This is a genomic window from Neorhizobium sp. R1-B, from assembly GCF_004368875.1.
GTDB lineage: Bacteria > Pseudomonadota > Alphaproteobacteria > Rhizobiales > Rhizobiaceae > Neorhizobium > Neorhizobium huautlense.
The window spans coordinates 1-19,927 of the sequence record NZ_SOEM01000040.1; the positions used below are offsets into that span (position 1 = coordinate 1).

A 19,927-nucleotide genomic window follows, 5' to 3' on the forward strand; every position below is an offset into this window, starting at 1 on the left:
TGACGACCTCAACTGCTCCAACCGCCCGGTGCGGACCCGCATGCCGGGTGGTGTGGGAGGGGCGGAGCCAATAGGCTCCCCCCTATCCCGATTCCGGTGCGAGTTCGATTCCTTAACGATGCTTAGCTCAGCAGCCAAGCCCAGAAGCTGACGGTAATGACGCCGAAGGCCGTGGTGATGCTGATGACCGAGGCTGCTAATCCGTGGCCGGAGCGGAAGCGCTGCGCGATCAGCCAGGCATTGATTCCCGTCGGCACGGAGGAGGTCAGTACCAGGGCGGCCGCCCAGTCGTGCGGCAGGGCAAACAGATAGCTCATCAGGAAGACGAGGGCCGGCAGCAGGAGCAGTTTCAGGATGGCCGCCGTTCCCGAAAGCCCGATATCGCCGCGGATCGGATATTGCGTCAGCGCCATGCCGATCGAAATCAATGCCACGGGCGCGGCTGCCGCCGAGAGATGATCGATGACCATTGCGATCGCGACCGGCAGATGCAGGTCGAGGAAGTTGAAGCTCACCCCGACCACCAGCGCCAGCACAAGCGGGTTGCGGGCGAGATTGGAGCCGACCTGTTTGAGAATTTCGGCAACGGAACGTTTTTCCCCTCCATCGACTTTCGAGACTGCCCCTTCCATCAGGATCGTGCCGACCACCATCATCAGCGGCAGGTGGATCGCGAGCAGAATAGAGATCGCCACCAGCCCGTCCTTGCCGACGATATTGGCGACCAGCGGCAGGCCGATGAAGACGTTGTTGGCAAACGAGGCGGACATGCCCGTAACGACGCCGACTTTGGCGTCGCGGCGGAAAAGCCGCGTGGCGAGAAGGTGGCCGACGGTCCATGTGCCAGCAACGCCGAGGAAATAGGCAAGCCATAAACGGAACGGCGAAACCCCTTCGAAATGGGCGTCCGCAAGTGTCCGGAAGATCAGCATCGGCACCGCGATCTTGAACACGAATTCGCCGAGCGCGTCGCCGGTCTCCTGCTTCAAAATGCCGGTCTTGGCAGTCGCCCAGCCGATCAGGATCAGGATGAAGACGGGCACGACATTCAGAAAGACGGAGGACAAGGCAGCAAGGCTTTCGCAGAGGATTTGCTACGCTCTAGCGCATATGGGAGGCTGCGACAAATGCGTTTCGGCAGAGGAGCCCTTGCTGGTCGAGACGTTACGGCAGGGCAAAAACAAAAAAGCGTGGCAATACCCCGCTTTCCCTCCTGGTCTCGTCCAGGCTCCGGAATGTCTGCCGCCAGTTCATCCGTGGTCGGCCACACAATCGGATGGCTATTTCTATAGCCTTCAATCGTGACAGCGACATGACGCAGATCAAAGCCCCGTTTTTATAAGGGCTGCGATTGTTTCTTCTTCCAATCGCCTGAAAAGCCGACTACCGCTTTCCGCGCAAAATCTGCAAGAAGGACCAAGACCGGATGCCCAAGTTCGACGTGCTGACCATCGGTAATGCCATCGTTGATATCCTCGCCCGCTGTGAAGACAGTTTCCTGAGCGAGAACTCGATCATCAAGGGGGCTATGAACCTGATCGATGCCGAACGGGCCGAACTTCTTTATTCGAAGATGGGTCCGGCGGTCGAGGCTTCGGGCGGGTCGGCTGGTAACACGGCGGCTGGCATTGCAGGGTTCGGTGGCAAGGCAGCCTATTTCGGCAAGGTCGCGGAAGACCAGCTCGGCCATATCTTCCAGCACGATATCCGCGCTCAGGGAGTCTATTACCAGACGACGCCGGAGGGTACCAATCCGCCGACGGCTCGTTCGATGATCTTCGTCACGCCGGATGGCGAGCGCTCGATGAACACTTATCTCGGCGCCTGTGTCGACCTCGGGCCTGAACATGTCGAAGCCGATGTCGTTGCCGAAGCGAAGGTGACCTATTTTGAAGGATATCTTTGGGATCCGCCGCGGGCCAAGGAAGCGATCCGCGAAGCCGCAAGGATTGCGCACGCGAACGGTAGGGAAGTCTCCATGACGCTCTCCGATCCGTTCTGTGTCGGCCGCTATCGCGCCGAATTCCTTGATCTCATGCGTTCCGGCACTGTCGATATCGTCTTCGCCAACAAACAGGAAGCGCTTTCCCTCTACGAGACTGAGGACTTCGAACTGGCGCTGGAGAACATCGCGCGGGACTGCAAGCTCGCGGCTGTGACGCTTAGTGAAGAAGGTGCGATCATCGTTCGCGGCGACGAAAGGGTGAAGGTCTCGGCTTATCCGATCAGGGAACTGGTCGATACGACCGGAGCGGGCGATCTCTTCGCGGCCGGGTTCCTGTTCGGTTACACCCAGGGCCGCCCGCTCGAAGACTGCGGCAAGCTAGGCTGCCTCGCGGCCGCAATCTGCATCCAGCAGATCGGCCCCCGGCCGATGGCGTCGCTCTTGGAGGCGGCCCGGAAGGAAGGCCTTATTTGAAGGCTTCGCCCGGGTAGGCGCCCCAGATCTCAGCCTGGGGAACCCAGCCTTCGGTGCCGTTGGCTTCCGCGCGGCACCAATCGCCGTTGCATTCCTCCACCTTCAGAAAGACGCCGGGTTCCAGCTTGGCGATGATGGCGGCGCTGCTCTGCGGATCCCGGCGCATGTTCACGTAGATGTCCTTCCCCTTGCCGCGCATCCAGGGGGCTGCGACTGCCGTGCGGTCTCCGGATAGCAATGCCTGATTGACCCAGCCTTCGGTTCCCTCGGCATCGCGGACGCGGCGCCAGTTTTCGTATTCCTGGATGATTTCCATGGGTGTGCCGGACTTCATGTACATCCAGGAGACGGCGTAGTCGGTGCTTGGACCGATTCGGATATTCACCTTTTTGGACTTCAGGCTGACGAAACGCGGCAGCGGCAGCCCGCTCGGCCCCTTCGCGCCTTGGGCGTAAGCCATGGCCGAAGCGGAGAGACAGGTGACGAAAGCGAGGATGAAAACGGTAAAGGAACGAAGAGTGACGCGACGCATGGGTGTGGTTCCGGCTGAAGGACCATGAGGCGCCACGCAGACCGTGCGAGGTTTTGTTTGTCTTCGCCAACGGGTCTGGTAGAAAACGCCCTGGATGAACCCGAATATCGCGCGACTTGGTTAAGGACCTCCTAAAAGGAGCCAGACAGAGAGCTGCATGACGGCGAAGAAGAAACCCACGGTCTATATTACCCGCAAGCTGCCGGACGCGGTGGAAACCCGCATGCGCGAGCTATTCGAAGCCGAGCTCAATACCGACGACGCCCCGCGCTCCCGCGATGAGATCGTGGCCGCGATGAGGACTGCCGATGTGCTGGTGCCGACGGTGACGGATCGAATCGATGAGGCGCTGATCGAGGAAGCCGGTCCGCAGCTGAAGCTGATTGCCAGTTTTTCGAACGGTATCGACCATATCGACGTCGATGCTGCAGCGAAGAAGGGCATCACCGTTACCAACACGCCGAACGTCCTGACGGAAGATACCGCCGACATGACCATGGCGCTAATCCTTGCGGTCAATCGCCGGCTGGTGGAGGGTTCGCGCATCCTGACCGACAAGCCCGGCGACTGGGGCGGCTGGAGCCCGACCTGGATGCTGGGGCGGCGGATCTGGGGCAAGCGTATCGGCATCGTCGGCATGGGCCGGATCGGAACTGCTGTGGCCCGCCGGGCCAAGGCCTTTGGCCTGTCGATCCACTACCACAACCGCAAGCGAGTAAACCCGGCGACGGAGGAAGAGCTGGAGGCAACCTATTGGGACAGCCTCGACCAGATGCTTGCCCGGGTCGATATCGTCTCGGTCAACTGCCCCTCGACGCCGGCGACCTTTCACCTGCTCTCGGCCCGCCGGCTGGCGCTGATGCAGCCGAGCGCGATTATCGTCAATACCGCCCGCGGCGACATCATAGACGAAGCGGCGATGATCCAGCTGCTGCGCGACAACAAGATCTATGGCGCCGGTCTCGACGTCTACCAGAACGAACCTGCGGTGAACCCGAAACTCGTCAAGCTCGCCAACCAGGGCAAGGTGGTGCTGCTGCCGCATATGGGTTCGGCGACGCTCGAAGGGCGGATCGACATGGGCGACAAGGTGATCATCAACATCCGTGCCTTCTTTGACGGGCACCGGCCACCGAACCGGGTGCTCCCCGGCCGCAACTGATCAGGCAAGCCGCTTCCGCATTTCGATGGAAGTCACCCTATCATAGCCGGGATGGGAGTTTTCGGCGGTCTTTTCGAAACCCCATTTCGAGAAGGCCAGATGGTTGCCGGTGAGTTCGATCCGGGTCTCAAGCCGCAGCGCCGACAGACCGTTCTTTCTGGCAATTTCCTCTGCGACGGCCAGCAGCCGTCGGCCAAGCCCTTTCCGTTGATGGCTGGGCGCAATGGCGAGTTTACCGACATAAAGCGAACTCGGCTCGACCTTGCAAAAGACGCAGCCGACGAGCTTTCCGTCTTCGACGGCCGCAAAGCCGATCTCCTCCCGGGCCTTCTGCGCCAAGGACGCCAACGTCAGCCGGTGGGCGGAGGAGGGCGGGTCGATGACCTCATCCATATAGGCAAAGGAGGATAGGATAAGCGCAAGCAGCTCGTCCCACCGGCCGAAGTCCTCGCTGATCGGGACAATCGTGATCATTTCAGACGTCATCATTCGGCAGCAGCTCTTGCCGCGCGGCGCTTGTATTTGATCACGTCGAAGCGCGCCGAAAGCGCATCGTAGAGCATCAGGCGACCGATCAGCGGCTCGCCTATGCCGGCGATGAGCTTGATCGCTTCCATCGCCATCAGCGTGCCGATGACGCCGGTCAGCGTTCCAAGCACGCCCGTTTCTGCACAAGAGGGGATCAGGCCTTCCGGCGGCTTTTCCGGGAAGAGGTCCCTATAGGTCGGGTTAAGCGATCCGTCCGGCCCAGCCTCGTAAGGCTTGAGCACCGTCAGCGAGCCGTCGAAGCGGCCAACCGCACCGGTGACAAGAGGGGTCTTTTCCAACTCGGCGGCGTCGGCGGCGGCATAACGGGTGTCGAAATTGTCGGAGCCGTCGATCAACAGGCTGAAGCCCAACAGGTGCCGGGCCGCCCATTCCATCGAAAATCGCTCTTCGAAATCCACGATCCGGACATGCGGGTTGAGCCGCGCGAGCGTCTGCCGGGCACTTCTGGTCTTCATCTCCCCGACCGTGCCGGTGTCGTGAATGACCTGCCGCTGCAGGTTGGAGAGTGAGACGCGATCATCATCGATGATGCCCAGCGTACCGACCCCCGCCGCGGCGAGATATTCCAGAATGGGCGAGCCAAGGCCCCCGGCTCCGATCACCAGCACGCGGGAACTCTTGAGTTTCTGCTGCCCCGTGCCGCCAATCTCCGGCAGCAGGATGTGTCGGCGGTAACGTTCGATTTCTTCAGGCGTCAAGCTGTCCATGGCAATATCATAACATCGCCGGCCGATCCGTGTAACTCAGGATGTGACGGCACCATGCGTGACCGTAAAGAATTGCGCGCGGTCGGAGAGAGCCGAAAACATGCTCCGGTCGGTACCGGTCATGAAGGCCTGGCCGCCAAGGCCGTGAACCAGGTCGAACAATGCGGCGCGGCGGCCTTCGTCGAGATGGGCAGCGATCTCGTCGAGAAGCAGGACCGGCGCATAGCCCGTCATGTCGGCGGTCAGCCGCGCATGCGCCAGCACGAGGCCGATCAAAAGAGCCTTCTGCTCGCCGGTCGAGCAGCGCTCGGCCTCCATGTCTTTCTCCCTATGCCTGACCAGCAGATCGGATCGATGCGGGCCGTCCAGCGTCCGGCCGGCGGCGGCGTCGCGTCCGCGGTTGATCCGCAGCATCTCCAGATATTCTTCCTCCAGTTCGGCCGCAGGGCGATCGGGGGATCCGTCCATAAAACCCTCAAGAGCCAGAACCGGAGTCGGAAATGGAGTTTCGCCGGATCCGGCCGAGAGGGTTCGCAAAAGGCCCAGCATTTCCTGCCGGGCGGCGGCCATGGCAATGCCCAGACCCGCCATCTGCGTCTCGATTCCTGAAAGCCAGGCAGGATCGAAACGGCCTTCGGACAGCAGGCGATTGCGGCTGCGCATGGCGCGTTCGAAATCACTTGCCCGGCGGCCGTGCGCGGGGTCCAGAGACAATACGAGCCGGTCGAGAAATCGTCTGCGATCGGCAGAAGGACCGGTAAAGAGGCCGTCCATTGCAGGCGTCAGCCAGAGGACGCTCAAATGATCGGAAAGCTCCTCCGTCGATTTCGCCGGCGTCCCGTTGATCCGGACCTTGCGGGTCACGCTCTCGCCATCTGCGGTCTCGATGCCGGTGCCGATCGCGACTTCACCTTCCATGCCCTCGACCGCCGCGAAGATGGCAAAGCCGCCGGATGCCCCGACGCGGCTGACATCGGTAAGCACGGCGCGTCGCAAACCGCGTCCCGGAGAGAGAAAGGAGACCGCTTCCAGAAGATTGGTCTTGCCGGCGCCATTCTCGCCCGTCAGCACCACATGCCTACCGTCAAGGGTCAGCGATACGTCCGCGTAATTGCGGAAGTCGGTGAGCTTGAGCCGGGAGAGGAAAGTTTTCTGAGCCATCGGATTCTTGTTCGTCGTCGCACAGGAGCTAAGGGCTCGGGCGAAGGAAGGCAAGCGTTCGCCTTCACGCGACAGCTTTTGCCCGTGTTTTGGAGAGCCCACACGAATGCGGAACCTTATTTGATTTTATATGTGTGGCTCCGCATTCGCGTGGCCTTCGGCGTTCTCTCGGGGCTTCCAGGCCCCTACAGGTGATCATCTCGCCTCGCTGCGTGGTCTTGTTCACGCCCGTCCTTTCGGGACAGGCTCACCACTTTCACGGCTCAACCGAACCTGGCCCGGCGGCCAGGGGGAGGCTTGATAGGAATGTTCGTCTTGTCGACCAACACTCCATGGCTTTCACCTCTTCCACCATCGCCGCACGTTACGGGTCCGATGGAAGCGCCGGCTCCCGCCTGCCCGCGAACGTCTCGCGAAACACTCCGGCGACGGAAGCGGGACAATTGTAGGCACCAAACGGAAGAGGGGGAAACGGGACAGGTTAAGATGTTGATGTTGCTAACAAAGTGGGGGTTTTTATTCCCCTTCTGCCGGAGATCCCCCGTCGATCAGCAACGGCCGCTTCCAGAGAATCATGCGTTTCTGCAGGCAATCCTAATTTATGAATGCCAAAAATTGAGGGGTTATGGCTAACAGAGCGTTAAACCGCGCCGGCACACTAATATTCAACAAATCACTCTCAGTTAAAGCGAGTATTATCGCTGTTGGAGCAATGATGACTGAATCCCGCCAAAAAAACGACTTGATGGAGCGCCTTGACTTCGCGGGGCTTGGCGAGCAGCAGCGCCGCACTCTCGCAACTCTTCAACCACTCATCAAGCAAACGGTTGGAGCAGCGCTCGACGCCTTCTACGGCAAGGTCAAAGCCAATTTCCACACCGCAAAATTCTTCTCCAATGACAGCCACATCGCGCATGCTAAAAGTCGTCAGGCCGCCCATTGGGACGTGATCGCCTCCGGCAAGTACGACGCAGAATATGTGGGCGCCGTCTCCGCGATCGGTCGGGTCCATGCGCGCCTCGGGCTCGAGCCGCGCTGGTATATCGGCGGCTACGCCATGGTGCTGGACGGACTTCTCCGCGCGGTGGTCAAGGAGGAAATGAAAGGTTTTTTCCAGGAGAAAAAGGCCAAGGCTCTCTCCGAGAACCTGACCGCTATCGTCAAGGCGGCTCTGATCGATATGGACTACAGCATCTCCGTTTATCTCGAGGCACTGAACGAAGAGCGGGAGCGGGCAGAGGCCGAGCGGGCAAAGGCCAAGTCGGAGCAGGACGCGGCTCTCGGAGCATTGGATGCAGCACTGAAAAAGCTGGCGCAGGGCGACCTAACGTCGGAGCTTTGGCAGGAACTGGCCCCAAGCTTTGCCGGTTTGAAGCAGAACTACAATTCCTCGGTATCCGAACTTGATGCAGCCATGCGGGAGATCAACTCCTCGGTTGAGCAGGTGCGGGCCGAGGTAGCCGGCATTTCCGACGCCTCGGACAATATGGCGACCCGTTCCGAGCAACAGGCAGCGGCGCTGGAGCAGACCGCTGCGGCGCTGGAGGAAATCACCACAAGCGCAGCCCAGGCGGCGCGGCGCACTCGCGAGGTTCAGGCAATCGTGAGGGAATCGGCTACCGAGACCGAGCGATCCGGCCAAGTGGTTGAACAGGCGGTTGCCGCAATGGGAGAGATCGAGCAGTCCTCCCAGAAAATGACCCAGATCATCGGCGTGATCGATGAGATTGCATTCCAGACCAACCTGCTGGCACTGAACGCCGGTGTGGAGGCTGCCCGTGCCGGCGAACAGGGCAAGGGTTTCGCTGTCGTCGCGCAGGAAGTGCGTGAGCTTGCACAGCGATCCGCAGCCGCCGCAAAAGAAATCAAGGAGCTGATCGACCAGTCCTCCTCGGACGTGCACCGCGGTGTCGACCTCGTCCACAAGACCGGCGAAGCGCTGGTGGGGATCGGCTCGAGAGTGAAGTCGATAGACGAACACATCAATTCCATCGCCCAGTCATCTCAGGAGCAGGCTTCCGGCATCGACGAAATCAACTCCGCGGTGCGCAATATGGATCAGATCACCCAGCAGAATGCTGCGCTGATGGAAGAGACGAATGCATCAACCCAAAACCTTGTCGGCATCAGCGGCCGGCTGGCTTCCCTGATCGCTCGCTTCCAGATTAAGAACGATCATGAGCATTCGGCTGGCCGGCCGCGGCTGCGGGCTTAACCGATAGACCTGAGCCCCACACTTGGTTAGTGTCGCGCGGTTTCGAGAGGAGACCGCGCGATGACAAAAGAGGAACGCCCTTCCTGCATCGTTCACTGGACTGAGATCGAAGGACCCGACAACAAGCGCTACAAGGGCGACGACGAGCTTATGGCAATCGGCGCACCGTTGGCGCGGCATCTGGGGTTGACGCGCATCGGCATCCATCATCTGCGTGTGCTTCCCGGCCGCCGCACCTCCTTTCCGCATGCCGAAAGCCTCGAAGAAGAGTTCGTTTATGTGCTCGCAGGTACGCCGGAAGTCTGGCTGGATGGAGACGTGCACCGGCTCAAACCTGGCGATTCGGTCGGTTTTCCTGCCGGTACGGGCCTTGCCCATACCTTCATCAACAACTCGGACCAAGAGGCCGAACTGTTGGTGATCGGCGAGGCAAACAAGGACGAGAATCGCATCTTCTACCCCAAAAACCCGGAGCGGCGCACAATGCGGTCCGACTGGTGGGACGACGCGCCGGAGCGCCCGCTCGGGGCTCATGACGGAATGCCCGATGCCGTAAGGGCCTGGAAAGCAACAAAGGGATCTTCGAGTGAGTGACGACGAAAGGCTGGTCAGGCTGGAGGAGCTTGCCGCGCATCAGACCAAGGTGATCGAGGAACTGTCCGATCAGCTTGCCGAGCAATGGAAGGTCATCGAGCAGACGAGAGCCAAGCTCGATCGGCTGACGGAACGCTTCCTTTCGCTTGAAGAATCGTCGCTCGAGGCGCCGCCTATCACCAGGCCGCCGCACTACTGAGGATCGGGCCGCCGAGCACGACGCATTCGGGCTGGTCGTTGCAGCCGGATTGATCAACGTCAATTGAGATGGCGGAAAAGCTGGTAGAGCAAAAGTACGCCAGTTCACCAGGTAGATCATGACCCTCCTGCAGTTCACCTTCGCCATCCTGCTGCTCCTCTGCACGCCCGGGCCGACGAATACATTGATAGCGCTTGGCGGCTATTCCCGGGGCTGGGCCAAGGCTTTGCCGCTCACGGCAGGCGAACTCGGCGGGTATCTCACCGTCATCATTCCGGTCTCGACAGTCGCCGCCCCGTTCTTCACCGCCTATCCCGCAGCTTTGCTTTTTGCCAAAGCGGCCGCCGGCATCTGGGTTCTCTTCCTGAGCTACAGGCTGTGGAATTCGGAAAGGACGACCGGAGATGCGGGCGAGATTTCTCTGGGGCAGGTCTTCGTCACGACACTGCTGAACCCCAAGGCGGTGATCATCGCGCTCGTCATTATGCCGCACGGCGGCCTCCTGGAGCTTCTGCCCTGGCTTGGGCTGTTCGCCGCTCTGGCGCTGCTAGCCGCCAATGGCTGGATCCTGTTCGGCAGCGTGATCGGGCGTACCGAAAGGTTCGAGATCAAGCCGGTTCTCGTGCGTCGCGTGGCGGCGGCCTGCCTTGTCGTTTTCGCGATGATCCTTACCTCCTCCTCTATCCAGTCGCTCGCATAAAAAAACGCCGACCCTTCCGGATCGGCGTTGCTGAGTTCCAATATTGAGCGCGAGGCTCAGTTGTCGAAGAATTCCTTCATCCGGGCAAAGAAGCCGGTCGATTCCGGATTATTCTCCTTGGAGGAAATCTGCTCGAATTCCTGCAGCAGTTCGCGCTGCCGCTTGGTGAGCTTCTGCGGCGTCTCGATCTGGATCTGGATATAGAGGTCGCCCGTCTGCGATGATCTGAGCACCGGCATACCCTTGCCTTTCAGGCGGAACTGCTTTCCCGGCTGGGTGCCTTCCGGCACGGTGACGCGGGATTTCGTTCCGTCGAGCGTGGCAACATCGAAAGTGCCGCCGAGCGCTGCCGTCGTCATCGAGATCGGCACGGCGCAATAAAGGTCGGCGCCATCGCGCTGGAAGAACTGGTGCGGCTGAACCGAGAGGAAGATGTAAAGGTCTCCCGCAGGTCCGCCGCGTGCACCGGCCTCGCCTTCGCCCTGCAGGCGTATGCGGGTGCCGTCCTCGATGCCGGCCGGAATGTTGACCGACAGCGAGCGTTCTTCTGTGACGCGGCCCTGGCCGTGGCACTTGGTGCAGGGATCGGTGATGGTCTGGCCGCGGCCGTGGCAGGTCGGGCAGGTGCGTTCGACGGAGAAGAAGCCCTGGCTCGCCCGCACGCGGCCGGAGCCTTGGCAGGTGGCACAGGTTTTCGGCTGCGTGCCGGGTTTCGCGCCCGAACCGGAGCAGAGGTCGCAGGTGATCGAGGTTGGAACCCGGATCTGCGCCGTCTTGCCGGCATAGGCTTCTTCAAGCGTGATTTCCATATTGTAGCGAAGATCGGCGCCGCGTTCGCGACCGCCGGACGATCGCCGCGCACGCCCGCCACCCATCATTTCGCCGAAGATGTCTTCGAAGATGTCGGAGAAGCCGCCGGCCGAGGAGAAACCGCCGCCGCCGAAGCCGCCACCGCCCATTCCGCCCTGTTCGAAGGCGGCATGGCCGTAACGATCATAGGCCGCGCGCTTCTGGGGATCCTTCAAGGTCTCGTAGGCCTCGTTGAGCTCCTTGAACTTCTTTTCGGCTTCCGCGTCGCCGGGATTCTTGTCGGGATGATATTTCATGGCGAGCTTACGGAAGGCGCTTTTCAGCTCCTTCTCGTCAGCCGATTTGCCGACACCCAGCGTTTCGTAAAAGTCTGCTTTTGCCATGGAGGTAACCGGCTCCGGAAAGGATTCCGGCTGCACAAGGGCAGCCGGATACGCTGTCAACTATGGTCGAGGCATTGCCATCAGGCAACGTTACGATCAAGCCGACTTCTTGTCGTCCTTGACTTCCTCGTAGTCGGCATCGACGACATCGTCGTCCTTGCCGCCTTCGGAGGCGCCGCCTTCCGCCTGCTGGGCCTCATAGATGGCCTGGCCAAGCTTCATGGAGACTTCCATCAGGGTCTGCGTCTTCGCCTGGATGTCGTCGGCATCCGGTTCCGCGGCCTCGACGGCGGTCTTCAGAGAAGCGATCGCGTCCTCGATCGCCTTGCGGTCGGTCTCGGAAACCTTGTCGCCATACTCAGTGAGCGACTTCTCGGTCGAGTGAACAAGGCTTTCGGCCTGGTTCTTGGCTTCGACCGCTGCGCGACGCTTTTTGTCGGCTTCGGCATTGGCCTCTGCGTCCTTGACCATCTTCTCGATCTCGGCGTCGGAGAGACCGCCGGAGGCCTGGATGCGGATCTGCTGTTCCTTGCCGGTGCCCTTGTCCTTGGCCGAAACCTGCACGATGCCGTTGGCGTCGATGTCGAAGGTGACTTCGATCTGCGGCATGCCGCGCGGTGCCGGCGGCAGACCGACGAGGTCGAACTGGCCAAGCAGCTTGTTGTCGGCGGCCATTTCACGCTCGCCCTGCGACACACGGATCGTCACGGCCTGCTGGTTGTCCTCGGCAGTCGAGAAAACCTGCGACTTCTTGGTCGGGATCGTCGTGTTGCGGTCGATCAGGCGGGTGAAGACGCCACCGAGCGTTTCAATGCCGAGAGACAGCGGGGTCACGTCGAGCAGCAGCACGTCCTTGACGTCGCCCTGCAGGACGCCGCCCTGGATCGCAGCGCCCATGGCCACCACTTCATCCGGGTTGACGCCCTTGTGCGGCTCCTTGCCGAACAGCTGCTTGACGACTTCCTGGACCTTCGGCATGCGGCTCATGCCGCCGACCAGAACCACTTCGTCGATTTCGGCCGCCGAAACGCCGGCATCCTTGAGGGCTGCCTTGCAGGGTGCCACGGTGCGCTGAACGAGATCGTCGACCAGGCTTTCGAACTTGGCGCGGGTCAGCTTCATCGTCAGGTGCTTCGGACCGGACGCGTCGGCCGTGATGAACGGCAGGTTGATTTCGGTCTGCTGCGAGGATGAGAGCTCGATCTTTGCCTTTTCGGCAGCTTCCTTGAGGCGCTGCAGGGCCAGCTTGTCGTTCTTCAGGTCGATGCCGTTGTCCTTCTTGAACTCGGCTGCAAGATATTCGACGAGGCGCATGTCGAAGTCTTCACCGCCGAGGAAGGTGTCGCCGTTGGTGGACTTCACCTCGAAGACGCCATCGCCGATTTCGAGGACGGAAATATCGAAGGTGCCGCCGCCAAGGTCGTAGACGGCAATCGTCTTGCCTTCCTTCTTGTCGAGGCCATAGGCGAGAGCGGCAGCGGTCGGCTCGTTAATGATGCGCAAGACGTCGAGACCGGCGATGCGGCCGGCATCCTTGGTGGCCTGGCGCTGGGCGTCGTTGAAGTAGGCCGGAACGGTGATGACGGCTTTTTCCACCTTTTCGCCGAGATAGGACTCAGCGGTTTCCTTCATTTTCTGAAGGATCATCGCGGAAATCTGAGCCGGGGAATAGTTCTTGCCGTGAGCCTTTACCCAGGCATCGCCGTTGTCGCCCTTGGTGATGTCGTAGGGAACGAGGCCCTTGTCCTTCTCGACGGTCGGATCTTCGTAACGACGACCGATCAGGCGCTTCACGGCGAACAGCGTATTGGTGGGGTTGGTGACTGCCTGGCGCTTGGCCGGCTGGCCGACGAGGCGCTCGCCATCATCGGTGAATGCGACCATGGATGGCGTGGTACGCGCGCCTTCAGCGTTCTCGATCACCTTCGCGTCCTTGCCGTCCATGATGGCGACGCAGGAATTGGTGGTGCCGAGGTCGATGCCAATTACTTTTGCCATTTCTTCTCTCTCCTTTAAGCGAACCGTCGGAACCCCCTTCAGGCATTCCCTTGACAGTTCCTCGACTGGGATGGTTTCGCAGCATCGGCTGCGGTCATGGGGTATATAAGGACGGGTTTTTCGGACTGCAAGGCGAGAAGTCGCCCGTATCCCAGCAAATATAGGACTTTGCCATGTGCCTTTGCGAAATCGCTTTACTGTCCCATGAGGATGTCGAAAAGCGTGGTCTGCCGAGGCTGCCGCGCGGCAGCGGCGGGACCGACCTCTCCAGGCGGTACGGGACCGCGGCCGACCTCCATGGGAGGAAGGGGGGCAGGCGTATCGTAAGGGCCGCGATATTCGCGGTAATCGCGCACAGGGACATCGGCAGGCGGAACGACGTCGCCGTAGCGGTCGCGTCCGCCATAGGCTGAATCCTGTACCGGAGCACGCGGAGCCGGCGGATAGTCCGGAGGAAGCTCTTCCTGGGCGCGGCGCCCCGCGCCCGGTAGAATCCCCGAAATAATGTCGCCGATCGTCGTGGGCTCCGCATCCGGCTGGACGGCCGGCGGCGGCAGGTCGAGACCGCGCCCGGTCCCGAAGAGCGAGGTCGGCGTATAGCCCTTCATGGCCGCGGTCATATATTCCTTCCAGGCTTTGGCGGGCAGCCCGCCGCCGGTCACCTTCTTCATATAGGTGCCGTCGTCGTTGCCGAACCAGATGCCGGTCGTCATGATGCTGGTATAGCCGACGAAGAGCGCGTCACGGAACGACTGGGTGGTGCCGGACTTGCCGGCGGCCTGCCAGCCATCGAGTCTCGCCGCCTTTCCCGTGCCTTCGTTGATGACGCGGTTCATCATGCTGTTCATGGTTGCCGCGACGGGTTCGCTCAGGACGCGCGGCGGATTGGCATAATCCGCTTCGTAAAGCACCTTGCCCTCTGTATCGAGAATTCGCTTGACGATGTGCGGGGTCGCCTTGTAGCCGCCGTTCATGAAGGCGCCGTAGGCCGAGGTGAGTTCGACCAGCGACACTTCCGAGGTTCCGAGCGCGATGGACGCATTGGATTGCAGCTCGGACTCGATGCCGAGCCGGTGAGCGAGGCTGATCACATTGTCCGGCCCGACTTCCATGACCAGCTGTGCCGCGACGGTGTTGAGCGACTGGGCGAGAGCGGAGGCGAGTGTCACCTCGCCGCGGTATTTTTCGTCATAGTTTTCCGGTGTCCAGTTGCCGATCCTTACCGGCGCATCGTTGCGCACGGAATTCGGCCGCGCGCCGGCTTCCAGGGCCGCTGCATAGACGAACGGCTTGAAGGCGGAACCGGGCTGGCGTTTCGCCTTGACGGCACGGTTGAACTGGCTCGTCGCATAGTCGCGGCCGCCGACGAGCGCGCGGATGGCCCCCGTCGCGTCGACGGACACGAGGGCCGCCTGCGAGGCATTGAGCTTACCGCCTTCCTTCTTGAGGACGTCGTTCAGGGCCTTCTCGGCCGCTTGCTCGAGACGCAGGTCGACGGTCGTCTCCACGACGACATCCGTCTTCGGTTCTCCGATAAGTCCCTTAACTTCGTCGACGACCATGTCTGCCGCATAATGTTGGGCACCGGACCAATAGCTCTTGGCGTTTGCGGGCGGCTGCGACATGGCGGTCTTCAGGTCGCTGTCGGTAATGTAGCCTTCCTCCCGCATGGCGCCGAGCACGACCTGAGCTCGGGCCTCAGCGGCTTTGGGATCGCGGGCGGGCGAAAGGCGGGAGGGCGCCTTGAGCAGTCCGGCAAGCGTCGCGGCTTCGCCGAGATTGGCATCACGGGCGGATTTGTTGAAATAGCGCCGCGACGCCGCTTCCACACCATAGGCGTTCGACCCGAAAAAGACCCGGTTCAGATACATGGCCAGGATCTGGTCCTTGGTGAACTTGTGCTCCAGCCAGAAGGAGAGCAGGACCTCCTGGATCTTCCGCTCGAAGGTGCGTTCCGGCGAAAGGAACAGGTTCTTGGCAAGCTGCTGCGTGATGGTCGAGCCGCCCTGGATGGGCCGGCCGGTCAGGTTGTTGACGAGGGCGCGGGCCAGACCGAGCGGATCGACGCCGAAATGATAATAGAAGCGCCGGTCTTCGATGGCGATCACTGCCTGCGGCAGGTAAGGCGACATTTCCTCAAGCGCCAGCGCTTCGCCGCCGGTCGAGCCGCGGTTGGCGATGACCGAGCCGTCGATGGCCGTGATCTTCATGTTCGGAGGCCGGTCGGGAATGGCCCAGGTGCTGGCAGAGGGCATCTGCGCACCGTAATAAAGGACGAGGCCGCCGACGCCGATGCCTGCCCATATCCCAAGAACCAGACACCAGTAGATAAGAGTCCGCAACGGCGAGAAAAGCCCGCCTTCTCCGCGGCGGCGTGACGGCTTGTTGCGGGAGGGGCGGGCACGTTCGGATTGCCCTGATCGGGCCCGATTTTCGGAGCGCTCCTCGCCGCTTGCCTTGGGGGAGCGCTTCGCGGTCCGACCATTGCCGACGATCCGTTCCTCAGCGTCGAGGCGTAAATCGTCGTTCTGGCGCGAGCCGTCGAAGGAAGGCTCCACGCGTTTGTCTGGTCTGCCTTTGAACCCCATAATGAGCTGGCGTACCCCCGTCACTTCGCCTGCGGAAACAGGCTCTTACCCAATTGTCTCGTCGCCCGGGCCACTGCTGGACTCTAAATGCGGCGATTTAAGGAGGGGTAAAGGCAGGACTGTCGGCGCCGGAACCCTGCCCGAATCTGGAATGGGCTTGACTTTTATTCACATCCGTGAGAACAAAAAGAGAACATATGGAGTTGCCGATGACCAGAGCAGAACAGGTTATTGAACGCGCCATGGCCGCCGTCGCAGCCTCAAGGGCAATCCGCGAGGCTGAAGCCGAACGCCGGCGCGAGACATTTCAGAAAATTCAGATTGCCAACCAGCGCCGCCCGAACATTCCCAAGGGCATCCAGCTTCCTCTGGATTTCCATTAGGATTGGCTTGGACAGTAGATCGATTCGTCAGCTTGATTTGTTTCTCAAAAAAAGCCGATTCTCCCTGGAACAACAAGAAGGGTTCCGCGTTCTGACGGATTCCACCTTGGAGGAGGGGAGGAAATGATCAAGATTGTCGAGGCGGTCGTGCGTAATGGCGACCAGCGCGTTCCGGTCGGGCTGGTAAGCGTCAAGCAGGCGCTCGAAATGCCCGAGAAGGAAAAGTTCGAATTCAGTCATCCGGCTTACGAAGCCGGCAAGACCGATATTTTTGTGAATCGCGAGACGCTGTCGAAATTGATGTAACCGGCCAAGGCAATCGGCTGGGTTGCGGAAATTTACCAATCTTGCCGCCTATCCGCGGCCGGAGACGCGGATTCGTGATTTCGAGTTCATTATGTCCTTGGGTAGATTAAAGCCGCAACCACAACGAAGGAGAATGACATGAAGACATTTCTCGTCGTCGCAGCCGTACTGGGCCTTTCGTCGACCGCAGCCCTTGCGGAATGCGCCGGCCACAAGGTCACGGCGTCTGCCGAGGTCGACAAGGAGGTCACCACGGCGAGCATTGCAGCTTCTGCCGCCGACAAAGCCCGTGAACAAATGGTCGTCCTGAAGCGTCAGCAGACGGAAGAACAGACCGAAGTCACCGAGTAGTCGGCAAGCCCGCGTCGGCTTTCGCAGGCGCGGGTTTTTCGCTGGCTTGGAACCTCTTTTCCCGCCTTGGGTTATCTCCGCAAAGGAGACCATAATGGCCAGGAAATCGTTGGACATCGGCTTTACAGGCGATATCACCCAGGAAACAGGCGCCGCTGCCAAAGCGAGAACCGCAGTTGCTCGCGTGAGGGATGAAGCGGGAATGGTGGCGGCCCATGCGGTCGATCATCCCGCTGCTACGGGCTCTGCGATTGCAGCCGTCGGTCTTCTTGCCTTTGCCGTGGGTTACATGGTCGGCCTGTCGTCTTCTGCGCGGGCTCCCTCCGGGTGGGACCGGTGGCGATAGGGCTATCGTCTACAGAGGGCGGAACCGGCATTGATTTGGGCCGTTCGACTCCTTGAACAGAAAGGAGATCGTTATGCCCAACCGAGACCCGATACCGACGCCAACTTCGGAAACGCCGCGAGGACCGACGCCGACGGACGGCATTCCTGACAGGACCCAGGAAAAGCCCCCTCTTACTCCGGCTCAAGATCCGGGAGATACCAAAAACCCTCAGGATCCCACGCTTGATCCGGCTCTTTTACCCATCGGCGATCCTGCCGGCATGGCTTGACCCTGCGATATGAATCGAGCCTGCCCGGTCTCAGGGCAGGCTCGCATAGGTAGAACCCCTTACGGGTCCACCCCAATATTGCACCCGTTTTATCTTGTTGTTGCCAATCCATTAGAAAAGGCTCACGGTTAATAACCTTTGGTCGGAAAACGTTATCTCTTCCGGCGTCGGCATGGCTGGCGCAAGACTGCTGCAATAGAAGCCGGCGATCAATATCGACGCCACTATTGCAAGAGCGGGGAGATTATCGCCGGTCGTGCCCCAGTTTGATCGGGAGGGTTATATGCCTAGACAGATGGTTCGCAATCCGGTCCATCCGCAGCAGCTGAGCCTGTTGCAGCAGGTCTTTGACGAAACTTGCGCGGAACATCAGATCGACAAGGATAGCCCTGACGCAGAGGCACTGGCCCTCATCCTGGTGAATTCCCTGCAAAAGGGTTCCGACGATAAGGACCAGCTGGCAACGCTCGCCGAGAACCTGGCGAAAAGTCTCTAGCATCCCGGCGGAAACAAGGAACCTATCCCGCCCTTGTCAGTTGACCGATTTCTCGATCAGCAACAAGGAGGCCGGTATGGCAGAGCCAATCAGAAATCTGAAAACGCCCTTGAAGACGGACGCGCCGTCTTTCGATCACGAGTCCGGTGACAACGTCGGCAACGAAATCGCGACCTTGCGTTCGGAGATTGCCAATCTGCGCCAGCTGCTCGCCGAGAAAACCGGCACGGCCTATGAAAAGATCACCGGCCGAGCCAGCGATGCCGCCAGCTATGTCCAGAGCGAAGCCTCCTCGGTGGCCGGGACGATCCGCGAACACCCCGCAGCCACGACCACACTTTTTACCCTGATCGGCGCAATCGGCTTTGCGATAGGTTACGTCGTCGCGACGGCGTCGGCCGAGAGCAAGCAGGCCTGGTATCGCCGCTACCTAGGCGACCGCTTCTAGGAGCAGGGCAACACGCTTTAGGTGGAGGTATCTCCGCCTGCGGGATCTTGACTGATGTCGACCCAGGTTCCTCCGGTCAGCTCTGCCATGCGCTCCGGCGCGATGCGGACCGCAGCATTGATGGCCCCGGCGGCCGGCAGGACTTCCGCATGCCTCCTGAGCGACAGGTCACAATAGACAGGGATCGCTGAGGCCAGCCCGAAGGCGCAGACGCCGCCGACCGGATGGCCGGTGAGTGCGGTCACTTCCTCTGCGTCGAGCATCCGAGGCTTGGCGCCGAAGCGATCCCGGAACTTGCGGTTGTCGAGCCGGCTCGTGCCGGACATGACGACCAGCGCCGTCATGTCGCCGGCGCGGACGCAGATCGTCTTGGCGATCTGATCGGGCGCCACGTCATGGGCGGCCGCAGCAAGTGCCACGGTCGCCGAACTGTCTTCCGTGACGATCACGTCGAGATCGGGAGCGTGGGCGGCGAAGAAGGCGCGGACGGATTCGAGACTCATGACCCGGAAAATGGCGCAATGGAAACGGGATCGCAAGCGGCAGAGACAGGTATGCGAATTTTGCAATGCTGCGGTGCAAAATCCTGGCTGTTTTTTAAGCTCTGATCCTGTATAACACAATCATCGACGGGCGCACTCCTCCTCCCAGCGCCCCCGATGGGACCAACGACACCTCCTCCTCCCAGTTGTTGGTCAGTTTCAGAAACCCGGCGCACCTCCTCCCGCGCCGGGTTTTCTGCTTTCAGCGATGAGCGTCCCTGCGGCTCTCGCGCCCTCCCTGAATTTCCCGATCTTGACCTTTTTGCGGTAAGACCCTAGATGGTGAGCCATCGATATTTGTTTGATAGCCAGCACTAAGCGCCTCCGGCGTCTGCGACGATCTTTCTTCAAATACGAAACTTCACCGTTCCAAGCGCAGAGCGCGGAATAGTCGGTCATTTGCAAGGGAAAGGCATCGTTATGGCGACCGGTACTGTAAAGTGGTTCAACGCAACCAAGGGCTATGGCTTCATTCAGCCGGATGACGGCGCACAGGACGTTTTCGTTCACATTTCGGCTGTCGAGCGCGCCGGCCTCGGCCAACTCAAGGATGGCCAGAAGCTCTCCTACGAACTCGTCACGGACAAGCGTTCGGGCAAGGTTTCGGCCGACCGTCTTCAGTCGGCTTGATCGTAGAGATCGCGACCAATGTTCGGAAGGCCGGCTTTGCCGGCCTTTTGTTGTGCGCCCAGCATGGGCGCATTCTTGTGGGTGGAAGTCCCACCGTAAGCTGGTCATGGCGAGCGAAGTGAAGCGCAACTGCGGAA

At 60.7% G+C, this 19,927-nt stretch carries 23 protein-coding genes; 14 read left to right on the forward strand and 9 right to left on the reverse strand.

What is annotated here, in order from left to right:
• Positions 1 to 122: 122 nt before the first annotated feature.
• Positions 123 to 1,067 carry an AEC family transporter gene (locus EDE05_RS26030; RefSeq protein WP_134103258.1) on the reverse strand — a complete coding sequence of 315 codons (945 nt, stop codon included), beginning with the start codon at positions 1,065 to 1,067 and terminating at the stop codon, positions 123 to 125.
• Between the two features lie 359 nt (positions 1,068 to 1,426).
• Here EDE05_RS26030 and EDE05_RS26035 point away from each other — a divergent pair, with 359 nt between their 5' ends.
• Positions 1,427 to 2,419, forward strand: coding sequence for an adenosine kinase (locus tag EDE05_RS26035; protein WP_134103261.1), 993 nt, complete (start codon positions 1,427 to 1,429; stop codon positions 2,417 to 2,419).
• Here the strand turns inward: EDE05_RS26035 and EDE05_RS26040 are convergent.
• On the reverse strand, positions 2,412 to 2,879 hold the full coding sequence (locus EDE05_RS26040) for an SH3 domain-containing protein (protein ID WP_105374925.1): 468 nt from the start codon (positions 2,877 to 2,879) through the stop codon (positions 2,412 to 2,414). The genes EDE05_RS26035 and EDE05_RS26040 overlap by 8 nt on opposite strands.
• Before the next feature lie 229 nt (positions 2,880 to 3,108).
• Here EDE05_RS26040 and EDE05_RS26045 point away from each other — a divergent pair, with 229 nt between their 5' ends.
• A complete protein-coding gene (locus EDE05_RS26045; protein ID WP_105374908.1) occupies positions 3,109 to 4,113 on the forward strand; it encodes a D-glycerate dehydrogenase in 1,005 nt (334 codons plus the stop codon).
• On the opposite strand, the gene EDE05_RS26050 is transcribed toward EDE05_RS26045, so the two are convergent.
• Genes EDE05_RS26050 through recF form a run of 3 tightly spaced genes read right to left on the reverse strand, consistent with a single transcriptional unit; the run spans position 4,114 to position 6,530 of the window.
• On the reverse strand, positions 4,114 to 4,587 hold the full coding sequence (locus tag EDE05_RS26050; protein WP_134103279.1) for a GNAT family N-acetyltransferase: 474 nt from the start codon (positions 4,585 to 4,587) through the stop codon (positions 4,114 to 4,116).
• An 11-nt stretch (positions 4,588 to 4,598) separates the two neighbouring features.
• Positions 4,599 to 5,369, reverse strand: a complete 771-nt coding sequence (locus EDE05_RS26055; protein WP_134103267.1) for a molybdopterin-synthase adenylyltransferase MoeB — start codon at positions 5,367 to 5,369, stop codon at positions 4,599 to 4,601.
• Between the two features lie 36 nt (positions 5,370 to 5,405).
• Complete coding sequence (gene recF / locus EDE05_RS26060; RefSeq protein ID WP_105374910.1) at positions 5,406 to 6,530, reverse strand: DNA replication/repair protein RecF; 1,125 nt, start codon at positions 6,528 to 6,530, stop codon at positions 5,406 to 5,408.
• 715 nt (positions 6,531 to 7,245) lie between these two features.
• Here recF and EDE05_RS26065 point away from each other — a divergent pair.
• The 4 genes from EDE05_RS26065 (at position 7,246) to EDE05_RS26080 (ending at position 10,238) form a co-directional block, all read left to right on the forward strand.
• On the forward strand, positions 7,246 to 8,745 hold the full coding sequence (locus EDE05_RS26065) for a globin-coupled sensor protein (protein WP_134103270.1): 1,500 nt from the start codon (positions 7,246 to 7,248) through the stop codon (positions 8,743 to 8,745).
• Between the two features lie 60 nt (positions 8,746 to 8,805).
• Positions 8,806 to 9,339: a cupin domain-containing protein gene (locus tag EDE05_RS26070; protein ID WP_134103273.1), complete on the forward strand. Its 534-nt coding sequence runs from the start codon at positions 8,806 to 8,808 to the stop codon at positions 9,337 to 9,339.
• On the forward strand, positions 9,332 to 9,538 hold the full coding sequence (locus EDE05_RS26075) for a SlyX family protein (RefSeq protein WP_112796319.1): 207 nt from the start codon (positions 9,332 to 9,334) through the stop codon (positions 9,536 to 9,538). Before EDE05_RS26070 ends, EDE05_RS26075 begins: the two co-directional genes overlap by 8 nt.
• Before the next feature lie 118 nt (positions 9,539 to 9,656).
• Entirely contained in the window at positions 9,657 to 10,238 is a 582-nt protein-coding gene (locus EDE05_RS26080) for a threonine transporter RhtB (RefSeq protein ID WP_134103276.1), read from the forward strand.
• 56 nt (positions 10,239 to 10,294) lie between these two features.
• Here the strand turns inward: EDE05_RS26080 and dnaJ are convergent, their stop codons facing one another.
• From dnaJ to EDE05_RS26095, 3 genes are all read right to left on the reverse strand, one after another.
• Complete coding sequence (gene dnaJ, locus EDE05_RS26085) at positions 10,295 to 11,431, reverse strand: molecular chaperone DnaJ (protein WP_105374928.1); 1,137 nt, start codon at positions 11,429 to 11,431, stop codon at positions 10,295 to 10,297.
• Between the two features lie 96 nt (positions 11,432 to 11,527).
• Positions 11,528 to 13,429: a molecular chaperone DnaK gene (dnaK, locus tag EDE05_RS26090; protein ID WP_105374914.1), complete on the reverse strand. Its 1,902-nt coding sequence runs from the start codon at positions 13,427 to 13,429 to the stop codon at positions 11,528 to 11,530.
• A gap of 194 nt (positions 13,430 to 13,623) precedes the next feature.
• Positions 13,624 to 16,017, reverse strand: coding sequence for a transglycosylase domain-containing protein (locus tag EDE05_RS26095; RefSeq protein ID WP_105374915.1), 2,394 nt, complete (start codon positions 16,015 to 16,017; stop codon positions 13,624 to 13,626).
• Positions 16,018 to 16,226: 209 nt separating this feature from the next.
• Here EDE05_RS26095 and EDE05_RS27000 point away from each other — a divergent pair, with 209 nt between their 5' ends.
• The 7 genes from EDE05_RS27000 (at position 16,227) to EDE05_RS26125 (ending at position 18,618) form a co-directional block, all read left to right on the forward strand.
• On the forward strand, positions 16,227 to 16,400 hold the full coding sequence (locus EDE05_RS27000; RefSeq protein WP_165924206.1) for a hypothetical protein: 174 nt from the start codon (positions 16,227 to 16,229) through the stop codon (positions 16,398 to 16,400).
• Between the two features lie 123 nt (positions 16,401 to 16,523).
• Positions 16,524 to 16,706: a hypothetical protein gene (locus tag EDE05_RS26100; RefSeq protein WP_105374917.1), complete on the forward strand. Its 183-nt coding sequence runs from the start codon at positions 16,524 to 16,526 to the stop codon at positions 16,704 to 16,706.
• A gap of 138 nt (positions 16,707 to 16,844) precedes the next feature.
• Positions 16,845 to 17,057 carry a hypothetical protein gene (locus EDE05_RS26105; protein WP_105374918.1) on the forward strand — a complete coding sequence of 71 codons (213 nt, stop codon included), beginning with the start codon at positions 16,845 to 16,847 and terminating at the stop codon, positions 17,055 to 17,057.
• Positions 17,058 to 17,151: 94 nt separating this feature from the next.
• The gene (locus EDE05_RS26110; protein ID WP_105374919.1) at positions 17,152 to 17,403 is read left to right on the forward strand and encodes a hypothetical protein; all 252 of its coding nucleotides are present in this window, start codon (positions 17,152 to 17,154) and stop codon (positions 17,401 to 17,403) included.
• 73 nt (positions 17,404 to 17,476) lie between these two features.
• Entirely contained in the window at positions 17,477 to 17,674 is a 198-nt protein-coding gene (locus EDE05_RS27535; RefSeq protein ID WP_105374920.1) for a hypothetical protein, read from the forward strand.
• 283 nt (positions 17,675 to 17,957) lie between these two features.
• A complete protein-coding gene (locus tag EDE05_RS26120) occupies positions 17,958 to 18,170 on the forward strand; it encodes a hypothetical protein (protein WP_132411928.1) in 213 nt (70 codons plus the stop codon).
• Positions 18,171 to 18,246: 76 nt separating this feature from the next.
• Positions 18,247 to 18,618 (forward strand): hypothetical protein, encoded by a 372-nt coding sequence (locus EDE05_RS26125; protein ID WP_132411926.1) that lies wholly within the window; start codon positions 18,247 to 18,249, stop codon positions 18,616 to 18,618.
• A gap of 17 nt (positions 18,619 to 18,635) precedes the next feature.
• Here EDE05_RS26125 and EDE05_RS26130 read toward each other — a convergent pair whose 3' ends face one another.
• Entirely contained in the window at positions 18,636 to 19,121 is a 486-nt protein-coding gene (locus tag EDE05_RS26130; RefSeq protein ID WP_112796323.1) for a YbaK/EbsC family protein, read from the reverse strand.
• Positions 19,122 to 19,580: 459 nt separating this feature from the next.
• On the opposite strand from EDE05_RS26130, the gene EDE05_RS26135 reads away from it, so the two are divergent.
• A complete protein-coding gene (locus EDE05_RS26135; RefSeq protein WP_105374924.1) occupies positions 19,581 to 19,790 on the forward strand; it encodes a cold-shock protein in 210 nt (69 codons plus the stop codon).
• The last annotated feature ends 137 nt before the right edge of the window (positions 19,791 to 19,927 follow it).